This window comes from Mesorhizobium sp. B1-1-5, from assembly GCF_006443065.1.
GTDB lineage: Bacteria > Pseudomonadota > Alphaproteobacteria > Rhizobiales > Rhizobiaceae > Mesorhizobium.
The window spans coordinates 1-9527 of sequence record NZ_VFWS01000160.1 but is presented as its reverse complement, the minus strand read 5'-3'; the positions used below and the strand labels follow the sequence as shown (position 1 = coordinate 9527).

The following is a 9527-nucleotide window of genomic DNA, read 5'->3' as shown; positions in this document are numbered from 1 at the left end:
TTCCGTGAAATCGGCGCGAACGCTGGGGATTGTCCGAAGCCTCCCAGCCTCGTCATTCCAGGGCGGAGCAGCCGCGAAGCGGCGTCGCGGAGACCCTGGAATCCATTCCGTGACCTGATCGAAGAACGCAACAGGGCACAATCTGCACCGTTGCGGCGCGTCGACGTCGCGGAATGGATCCTCGGGTCTACGCGCGTCGCTTCGCTCCTTGCTCCGCCCGTGGATGACGACCGTGAGGGCGTTGAAGCGCCTAAGCCCCCAGCCCGTCGAACAGGATGGTCGAGAGATAGCGCTCGGCGAAGGAGGGGATGACGACGACGAGGGTCTTGCCCTTGTTCTCCGGCCGCGAGCCGACGACGATTGCCGCCTGGAGTGCTGCGCCTGACGAGATGCCGACCGGCACGCCCTCGAGACGGGCGACGAGACGGGCATTGGCCACCGAATCCTCGTTCGAGACCCTGACGACCTCGTCATAGATCGAGGTGTCGAGGATTTTGGGCGCAAAGCCGGCGCCGATGCCCTGGATCTTGTGCGGGCCGGGCTGGCCGCCCGACAGAACCGGCGAGGCTTCCGGCTCGACCGCCACGACCTGCAGCGAAGGCTTGCGCTTCTTCAGCACCTGGCCGACGCCGGTGATGGTGCCGCCGGTGCCGATACCGGCAACGAAGATGTCGACCTCGCCATTGGTGTCGTTCCAAATTTCCTCGGCCGTGGTGCGGCGGTGGATTTCGGGGTTGGCGGGATTCTCGAACTGCTGCGGGATGATGGCGTTGGGCAGCGTGGCGGCGAGCTCGTCGGCCTTGGCGATCGCGCCCTTCATGCCTTTCGGGCCCTCGGTCAGCACCAGCTCGGCGCCGAGCAGCGCCAGCATCTTGCGGCGCTCGACCGACATCGTCTCCGGCATGGTGAGGATCAGCTTGTAGCCCTTGGCGGCGGCGGCGAAGGCGAGCGCGATGCCGGTGTTGCCGGAGGTCGGCTCGATCAGCGTGGTCTTGCCGGGCGAAATCTTGCCGGCCTCCTCCAGGGCCTCGATCATGGCGACGCCGATGCGGTCCTTGACGGAGGCGATCGGGTTGAAGAATTCGAGCTTGGCCAGAAGGTTGGCGACGATGCCCTTCTCCCTGGCGAACTTGTCCAGCCTGACCAGCGGCGTGTCGCCAATCGTCTCCGTGATCGAGTTGAAGACGCGGCCGCGGCCGGGCACGCGCGCGGAGGTGACGGGCTTGTTCATTGGTTTCGCTCCCAAGGCAATGGCACAGGCGGACAGAATAAGGCTTTCAGCCGCGCAAGATAGGCTGAGGCTGGAAAATATCCGAGTGGGGCGGTTGCTCAAAAGCACCCGCGGCCGGAAATGCATTTTTCGCCACGCCGGGTTTCAGGAATAGTTTGGCCGAATCCGGAATCGATTGAGATCGGAACCTATTGACGCGCCGCTATAGCGGCAGCCGCGCCCATCATGAAGCCGGCGGCGGTGCGGTTCAGCACCTTCAGCGCGCGCGGCGATTTCAGGAACCAGCGCGCCTTGGCGGCCAAAGCCAGATAAGGCACCAGCACCACGAACAGAACCGCCACGGTGAGCATCGCGAGGATGGCGTAGTCGGCAAGCGTGATGGTCTTGAGGTCGACGATGGTCGGCGTGATGGCGAGATAGAAGATCATCGTCTTGGGATTGCCGAGCGTCACCGTCAGCCCGGCGATGAAGCTCGACACCAGCCCGCCCTTGGCCTTCCGCGCCTCGACGGTCTCGGGCGTGATGCCACTGGTCCAAAAGCGCCAGGCAAGGAAGGCGAGATAGGCAACGCCGGCCCATTTGATGGCGAGGAAGACCATGCCGAAGGTCTGCGCGACGAAGGCGAGCCCGAGCACGACGGCGGTGAGATAGGTGAGGTCGCCGAGCATGAGGCCGAACGCCATGGCAAGCGAGGACCGAAAGCCGGAGCCGAGCGCGCGGGCGACAAGCGCCGTAACGCCGGGGCCCGGAATGGCGGCGGCAACGCCGAGCGCGGCGCTGTAAGCGAGAAATCCGGTGAGTGTCATTGGTTCTGGCCTAGCGTATGATTCCCCGAAGGGATCGATGAGGAGCGGGGCTTTTATCATGACGCCCGGCCACTGGTAATTCCCTTGCGGCGGGATTCTTGCGCCAGCTCGACGGAGTGCGCGTTCCCTTGTTGGCAGTCCGTACACTTTGGAGATTGGCCGAAACGGCCCGGGCGGAGCAAGGAGCGAAGCGACGCGCGCAGACCCGAGGATCCATTCCGCGACCTCGAAGCGTAGCAACGGTGCAGAATTCTGCTCCGCTGCGTTCTATGATCAGGGTCACGGAATGGATTCCAGGGTCTCCGCGACGCCGCTACGCGGCTGCTACGCCCTGGAATGACGAGGTTGGGGAGGCTTCCGCTAGTTGCCAACGTCTGCGCTGATTCCATAGAAATGAACGGGTAAAGCCTTGTCCATCGACAAACGGCACCTTCTAAAAACCCCTCTGTCGAACAGCTACCCACCATACGTAACACGCCAGATCGTGCCATTGCCGTCCTCGGTGAGGATCAGCGCGCCGTCCTTGGCGACGGCGACGCCGACCGGCCGGCCCCAGACCGCGTCGTCGGATATGACGAAGCCGGTGGCGAAATCCTCGTATTCGCCGGTCGGCTTGCCGTCCTTGAACCTCAGCCGCACCACCTTGTAGCCGGTGCGGACATTGCGGTTCCACGAGCCGTGCAGCGTGACGAAGGCGTCGCCCTTGAAATCGGCCGGGAAGTTGGCGCCATCATAGAAGGCGATGTTGAGCGGCGCCGAATGCGCCTGCATCAGCACATCCGGGACCGTGACCTTGCCGGCGAGATCGGGGCGCGCGCCCTGGTGGCGCGGGTCCTCATTGTCGCCGATATAATACCAGGGCCAGCCATAGAAGGCGCCGTCCTTCACCGCGGTCGCATATTCGAACGGGGTGTTATCGCCAAGCTCGTCGCGCTCGTTGACGACGCACCAGAGCGCGCCCGTCGCCGGCTGCACGGTCATGCCGGAGCAATTACGCAGGCCGGTGGCAACGATCCTGCGGTTATTGCCGTCGGGGTCGAAGGCCAGCACGTCGGCGCGGCCCTGTTCCGGACCCCAGGCCTCGCCGAGCGGCTGAGATTTCGTCCACGCCTCGACACCGCCCTTCGGCTTCGCGCCCATGTCCTCGGCGATGTTGGAGCCGGAACCGACCGACAGATAGAGCGTCTTGCCGTCGGGCGAGAAGGCGATGTCGCGCGTCCAGTGATGGCTGGCGGGGACTTTGGCAACGATGGTTTCCGGCTTGCCCGACGCCTCCAGGTCACCGTCGCGGTAGGGGAAGCGGACGACGCTGTTGCTGTTGGCGACATAGACCCATTGCGGCTTGTCGCCCGGCGGATAAAAGGCGATGCCGTAGGGCCGGGTCAGGCCCTTGGCGAAGATCGACTTCTGCGCGGGCTTGGCGCTGCCTTCCGCGAGGCGATAGACGCGCACCTGGTTCGCCCGGCTGTCGGCAACGAAGAGGTCGCCGTTCGGCGCCACGCGCACGACGCGCGGACTGTCGATGCCGGATGCGACAAGCTCGGCGGAGAAGCCGGGCGGAAGCTTTGGCTTTGCGTCCTCGGGGCGCTCGGTGACGCCGCCGCCATTGGACGCTGACTCTGTCATATCGGGTTTCGGCAAATCCTCAGGTTTCAGCAGCCGGCGCACACCCGGACGGTCGGCCTTCCAGTCCCCGAAAGCTTTTTCGCCGCTGAGCAAAGGCTGATCCGCCTGCTGCGCAAAGGCACCCGTGGCAAAAACCAGCGCGAGGCCCACAAGGCCGGCGATCCGCATCATGCTGTCCTCCGTCGTCTGTCAACATGTCCTGTCTCCGGGCGCCTCAAACGATCGGGCACGCAGAGATAGGACATATTGGGCAAACGATCGAAAAGAGAAGCGTGCGCAAGCGGATTTGGCCGAGCGCCGGCGTCAGGCCTCTTCGGCATCCAGATCGTCGTCTAGGCGCTTTTCCAACTCGACGAGATCAGCCGGCAGGGGCAGGCCCATCGCGCGCATCTCCCTCAATTTCTCGCGCAGCTGCTCCTGGATCTCGTGCTCGTCCTCGGGCTGGTTCACCATCTCCTCGAGCAGCAGGCTGATCTGGGCCTTGAGCGATTCCAGCGCCATGTTTTTCTCCTTTGCACCCTCAGCTGTGTCGAGGTTCAGGTCAGGCCGGCCTCACCTGAATATCGATACACCTAACGAAGCATGCGCGAAATCAGCTGTGCCGTATAGTCGACCATTGGCACGATACGGGCGTAGTTCAGCCGGGTCGGCCCGATGACGCCAAGCGCGCCGACGACGCGGGCGTCCTTGTCGCGATAGGGGGCGACGACCAGCGAGGAGCCGGACAGCGAAAACAGCTTGTTCTCCGAGCCGATGAAGATGCGCACGCCCGGCCCTTCTTCGGCAAGATCAAGCAGCTGCAGCAGTCCGTCCTGGGTTTCCAAATCCTCGAACAGACGGCGAAGCAATTCGATGTCCGCCTGGGCGGTAACGTTTTCCAGGAGGTTGGCGCGGCCGCGCACGATAAGGCGCGCCGGCAGGCCGCTTTCGGCGCCGGCCCAGACCGCGAGGCCTTTCTCGACCAGATCCTGCGACAGCGTGTCGAGGGCCGCCCTGGTCTCGTCCATGATGCGGGCGATTTCCGCCCGCGCCTCGGCCAGTGTTCGGCCACGGATATGGGCGTTGAGGAAATTGGACGCCTCGTGCAGCTGCGACACGGTGGTGCCGGCCGGCAGGTCGACGACGCGGTTCTCGACATCGCCGTTCTGCGACACCAGCACGGCGAGCGCCTTGGAGGGCTCGAGCTGGATGAATTCGATGTGCTTCAGCGCCACCTCGTGCTTGGAGGCGAGCACGAGGCCGGCGCCGCGCGACATGCCCGACAGCATCTGGCTGGCTTCGGTCAGCATATGCTCCAGCGTCGCGCCCGAGCCGGAGGCGCGCACCTGCGCCTCGATGGTGCGGCGCTCGTCGTCGGAAAGGTCGCCCAGCTCCATGAAGGCGTCGACGAAAAAGCGCAGCCCGGTCTGGGTCGGCAGCCGCCCGGCGGAAATATGCGGCGCGTAGATCAGCCCCAGATGCTCGAGGTCGCTCATCACGTTGCGGATGGTGGCGGGCGACAGCGAGGAGGGCAGGATGCGCGACAGGCTGCGCGAGCCGACCGGCTCGCCGTCGCGCAGGTAGGAATCGACAATCCGCCGGAAGATATCGCGCGAGCGCATGTCGAGTGACTGAAGTACCGGCGACTGCGACGTCGGATCGACTGGTTTGTTCATTCCGGCGAGAAACCTCCTTCCGAAAGATATAGACTTAAGCTACGGCGGCGCAACCCGGTGCCGCGTTTGCGGTCACGCGACCTCGTTTTCCTTTGCGCCATGCTGCGCATACGTCTACAAGCCGGCCACGATTCCGGAAACGACAAGAAAGAAGGCCGAATGCGCCCCTCCAAACGCCAAGCCGACGAAATGCGCGCCATCTCCTTCGAACGTGGCGTCTCCAAGCACGCCGAAGGCTCGTGCCTGGTGAAGTTCGGCGACACGCATGTCCTGTGCACGGCGAGCCTGGAGGAAAAGGTGCCGGCCTGGATGCGCAATTCCGGCAAGGGCTGGGTGACGGCCGAATACGGCATGCTGCCGCGCTCGACCGGCGAGCGCATGCGGCGCGAAGCCTCCGCCGGCAAGCAGGGCGGCCGCACGCTGGAGATCCAACGGCTGATCGGCCGCTCGCTGCGTGCCGTGGTCGACCTGCAGGCGCTGGGCGAGCAGCAGATCACCGTCGACTGCGACGTCATCCAGGCTGATGGCGGCACCCGCACGGCCTCGATCACCGGCGGCTGGGTGGCGCTCTACGATTGCCTGCGCTGGATGGAAGCGCGCCAGATGGTGAGCGTCGCCAAGGTGCTGAAGGACCATGTCGCCGCGATTTCCTGCGGCATCCATGACGGCCAGCCGGTCATCGACCTCGATTACCTCGAGGATTCCTCGGCCGGCACCGACGCCAACTTTGTCATGACAGGCAAGGGCGGCATCGTCGAGATCCAGGGCACGGCCGAGGGCGAGCCTTTCTCCGAGGAGCAGTTCGCGGCGCTGATGGGCTTGGCGAAGAAGGGTATTTCGCGGCTGGTGAGCCTGCAGCAGATGGCGGTGGCGTAGGTTTGAAATGCCGAGCCTAGGCCCCCCTCTCTGGCCTGCCGGCCATCTCCCCCTCAAGGGGGGAGATCAGCTGTCACCACGGCTTTCGCCAATCGCCAGCGTTGCGAGATGTGCGGCGGCATCGAAGCTGCCAATCTCCCCCCTTGAGGGGGAGATGCCCGGCAGGGCAGAGAGGGGGGCCTCGTGATACCCTCCGCAATCCTCGAATCCGCCCTCTACGTCACAGACCTACAGGCCGCCGAAACCTTCTACCGCGACGTCATCGGCCTCGAAGCCTTGGGCAAGGCCGAAGGACGCCACGTCTTCTTCCGCTGCGGCGACGGCGTGCTGCTTCTCTTCAACGCCGAGGCGACGAAAATCCCGCCGGCGCCGGACACTCGGCTGAAGGTCCCGCCGCACGGCACGGCCGGCGAAGGGCACCTCTGCTTTGCGGCAACCGCCGATGAAATCGCCGCATGGCGCAGGCATCTCGCCGCGAACAACATCGCCATCGAAAGCGATTTCGAATGGCCGCAGGGCGGGCACTCGATCTATATCCGCGACCCGTCGGGCAATTCGATCGAGTTCGCCGAGCCAAGGATCTGGGGTTTTTGATGCACTCGCAACCTTTTCATTCCCTTGGGGAAAAAAAGATCGTCGTCGCCAGCCACAATGAAGGCAAGCTGCGCGAATTCGCCGACCTGATGGCGCCGTTCGGCTTCGAGGCGAAATCGGCCAAGGAATACGGCCTGCCCGAGCCGGATGAGACCGGCACCACCTTCGAGGAGAACGCCTATATCAAGGCATATGCGGCCGCCAAGGCGACCGGCCTGCCGGCACTTTCTGATGATTCCGGGCTCTGCGTCGACGCGCTCGACGGCGCGCCCGGTGTCTATACCGCCAACTGGGCCGAGACGCCGGACGGCAGCAGGGATTTCGGCATGGCCATGCAGCGCGCCGAGGTGGCGCTGCAGGAGGTCGGCGCTACGGAGCCCGCGCAGCGCGCCGGCCGCTTCGTCGCCGTCATCTGCCTCGCCTTTCCCGACGGCGAAGCCGAATATTACCGGGGCGAGGCCGAAGGCACGCTGGTGTGGCCGCCGCGCGGCACGCTCGGTTTCGGCTACGATCCGGTGTTCCTGCCCTACGGTTTCGACAGGACTTTTGGCGAGATGAGCGCGCAAGAAAAGCATGGCTGGAAGCCCGGCCAGGCGACGGCGCTTTCGCACCGCGCCCGCGCTTTCCAGAAATTCGCGCAAGCCCGCCTGGATTTGGCACGCCTGGATTTGGCGCGGTCAGGATCGGCATGAGCGCGGTCACCCTACCGCTCGACCGCAGCCCCGGCTTCGGCGTGTATATCCACTGGCCGTTCTGCGCGGCCAAGTGCCCTTATTGCGACTTCAACAGCCATGTCCGCCACCAGCCGGTTGACCAGGAGCGTTTTGCCCGCGCCTTCGAGACGGAGCTCAAGACCATGCGCGACCGCACCGGGCCGCGCGAGGTGACCAGCATTTTCCTCGGCGGCGGCACGCCGTCATTGATGAAGCCGGAAACCGTCGGCGCCGTGCTGGAGGCAGTGGCGAGGAACTGGTCGGTGCCCGCAGGCATCGAGGTGACGCTGGAGGCCAATCCGTCCTCGGTCGAGGCCGAGCGCTTCCGCGGCTACCGCGCAGCCGGCGTCAACCGCGTCTCGCTCGGCGTGCAGGCGCTGAACGACAAGGACCTGCGCTTCCTCGGCCGGCTGCACAATGTCGAGGAGGCGCTGCACGCCATTGGCCTCGCGCGCGAAATATTTCCGCGGCTGTCCTTCGACCTGATCTACGCGCGGCCCGGCCAGACGCCGGATGCATGGGGGGCGGAGCTGGAGCAGGCGATCGGCTATGCCGTCGACCATCTTTCGCTCTATCAGCTGACCATCGAGGAGGGCACGCCCTTCCACGCGCTTTACGCTGCGCGCAAATTCACGCTGCCCGACAACGACCATGCCGCCGATCTCTACGCGCTGACGCAGGAGGTGACGACGGCGCATGGCCTGCCCGCTTATGAGATTTCCAACCACGCGCGGCCGGGCGCGGAAAGCCGGCACAATCTGACCTATTGGCGCTACGGTGAATATGTCGGCGTCGGCCCCGGCGCGCATGGCCGCTTCGTCGAAAACGGCCGCCGTACCGTGACGATTGCAGAAAGAATGCCGGAGACCTGGGCCAATCTGGTCGAGGCCAAAGGCCACGGCGTCACCGGCGGCGAGATCCTGACGCGTTCCGAAGAGGCGGACGAGTTCCTGCTGATGGGCCTGAGGCTTGCCGAAGGCATCGACCTGCAGCGCTACGAGGCGCTCTCGGGTCGCGGCCTTTCAAGCGCGCGGCTTTCGGTGCTGCAGGAAGAAGGCCTGGTGGCGCCGGTCGGCAACGCAAGGCTCCGCGCCACGACCGCCGGCATGATCGTGCTGGATGCCGTGGTGGCGGATTTGGCAAGGTAGTCGACCGTCGACTGTTTTTTCGATCTGCGCGTGTATGTTAGACATTCTGCTAGCTTCAGCCGAATGCCGTCGCGGTGCATCCAATAGGACCTGCAATGAAGTTCCTGATTCATGAGACGCTGCGAACTTTAAACACGAACGACGTTTTCGAGTTTGGATTGGGCGAGATTTCCAAATCCCAAGAAGATGACGATCTCTACGAGGCGGAGGCCGTTTCCGTATAAATGAGAAAGAAAGAAGGCGAAAAGTACCAGGTCTAACAGAATTCGACGTGGTGCGCAGATTTATAGAGTATGTCGGAATTAATCTAAGGGCGATCGCAAAAAACGATTTGGTAGAGTTCGACCTAGACGGACTTACCCTCGATCAGTACATACCGCTGACCAAAAATATACGAGATATCTTCGATGAGTAACCGCGCTTCGCTACGACCGGGGAGTGCCGGCAACCGTTGAAGAAAATCCTCTTCGTCTGCAGCCAGAATCGGCTGCGCAGCCCGACTGCCGAGCAGGTGTTTTCCAAACGCTGCGACATCGAGGTCGAATCGGCCGGCACCAATCACGACGCCGACAATCCGTTGACGCATGAGCTGGTCGCCTGGGCGGACATCATCTTCGTCATGGAAAAGGCACATCGCGCCAAGCTGCAGAAGAGATTCCGGTCGAGCCTGAAAGGCGCCAGGGTGATCTGCCTCGACATTCCGGACGATTATGAATTCATGGACCCTGGCTTGGTGCGGCTGCTGGAAGCGAGAGTCGGCAGGTATCTCTGAGATGTGGCGCTTCCCGCACGTTCGTCATTCTCGGGCTTGACCCACGATCGTCCGGCACGATTTGTGCTTGTGTAAGTGCACGGCATTGATTCTGCTTCAGTTCAGG

At 63.9% G+C, this 9527-nt stretch carries 10 protein-coding genes; 5 read left to right on the top strand and 5 right to left on the bottom strand.

Going from position 1 to position 9527, the window contains the following annotated elements; all coding sequences use genetic code 11:
• Window positions 1–250: 250 nt before the first annotated feature.
• The 5 genes from cysK to hrcA all read right to left on the bottom strand — a co-directional run bounded on the left by cysK (window position 251) and on the right by hrcA (window position 5318).
• Window positions 251–1231, bottom strand: coding sequence for a cysteine synthase A (cysK, locus tag FJ980_RS27750; protein WP_140546854.1), 981 nt, complete (start codon window positions 1229–1231; stop codon window positions 251–253).
• Window positions 1232–1419: 188 nt separating this feature from the next.
• Entirely contained in the window at window positions 1420–2037 is a 618-nt protein-coding gene (locus tag FJ980_RS27745) for a LysE family translocator (protein WP_140546853.1), read from the bottom strand.
• 456 nt (window positions 2038–2493) lie between these two features.
• Window positions 2494–3834, bottom strand: coding sequence for a sorbosone dehydrogenase family protein (locus tag FJ980_RS27740; RefSeq protein WP_140546852.1), 1341 nt, complete (start codon window positions 3832–3834; stop codon window positions 2494–2496).
• 132 nt (window positions 3835–3966) lie between these two features.
• Entirely contained in the window at window positions 3967–4164 is a 198-nt protein-coding gene (locus FJ980_RS27735; RefSeq protein WP_095767926.1) for a hypothetical protein, read from the bottom strand.
• Between the two features lie 71 nt (window positions 4165–4235).
• A complete protein-coding gene (gene hrcA, locus FJ980_RS27730; RefSeq protein ID WP_140546851.1) occupies window positions 4236–5318 on the bottom strand; it encodes a heat-inducible transcriptional repressor HrcA in 1083 nt (360 codons plus the stop codon).
• Window positions 5319–5477: 159 nt separating this feature from the next.
• On the opposite strand from hrcA, the gene rph reads away from it, so the two are divergent.
• From rph to FJ980_RS27700, 5 genes are all read left to right on the top strand, one after another.
• A complete protein-coding gene (gene rph / locus FJ980_RS27725) occupies window positions 5478–6194 on the top strand; it encodes a ribonuclease PH (RefSeq protein ID WP_027169620.1) in 717 nt (238 codons plus the stop codon).
• A 183-nt stretch (window positions 6195–6377) separates the two neighbouring features.
• Window positions 6378–6788 carry a VOC family protein gene (locus FJ980_RS27715; RefSeq protein ID WP_140546849.1) on the top strand — a complete coding sequence of 137 codons (411 nt, stop codon included), beginning with the start codon at window positions 6378–6380 and terminating at the stop codon, window positions 6786–6788.
• Window positions 6788–7480 carry an RdgB/HAM1 family non-canonical purine NTP pyrophosphatase gene (gene rdgB / locus FJ980_RS27710; protein WP_140546848.1) on the top strand — a complete coding sequence of 231 codons (693 nt, stop codon included), beginning with the start codon at window positions 6788–6790 and terminating at the stop codon, window positions 7478–7480. The genes FJ980_RS27715 and rdgB overlap by 1 nt, the downstream gene beginning before the upstream one ends.
• Window positions 7477–8649, top strand: coding sequence for a radical SAM family heme chaperone HemW (hemW, locus tag FJ980_RS27705; protein WP_140546847.1), 1173 nt, complete (start codon window positions 7477–7479; stop codon window positions 8647–8649). The genes rdgB and hemW overlap by 4 nt, the downstream gene beginning before the upstream one ends.
• 451 nt (window positions 8650–9100) lie before the next feature.
• Window positions 9101–9421, top strand: a complete 321-nt coding sequence (locus tag FJ980_RS27700) for a low molecular weight protein tyrosine phosphatase family protein (protein ID WP_140546846.1) — start codon at window positions 9101–9103, stop codon at window positions 9419–9421.
• Window positions 9422–9527: the final 106 nt, after the last annotated feature.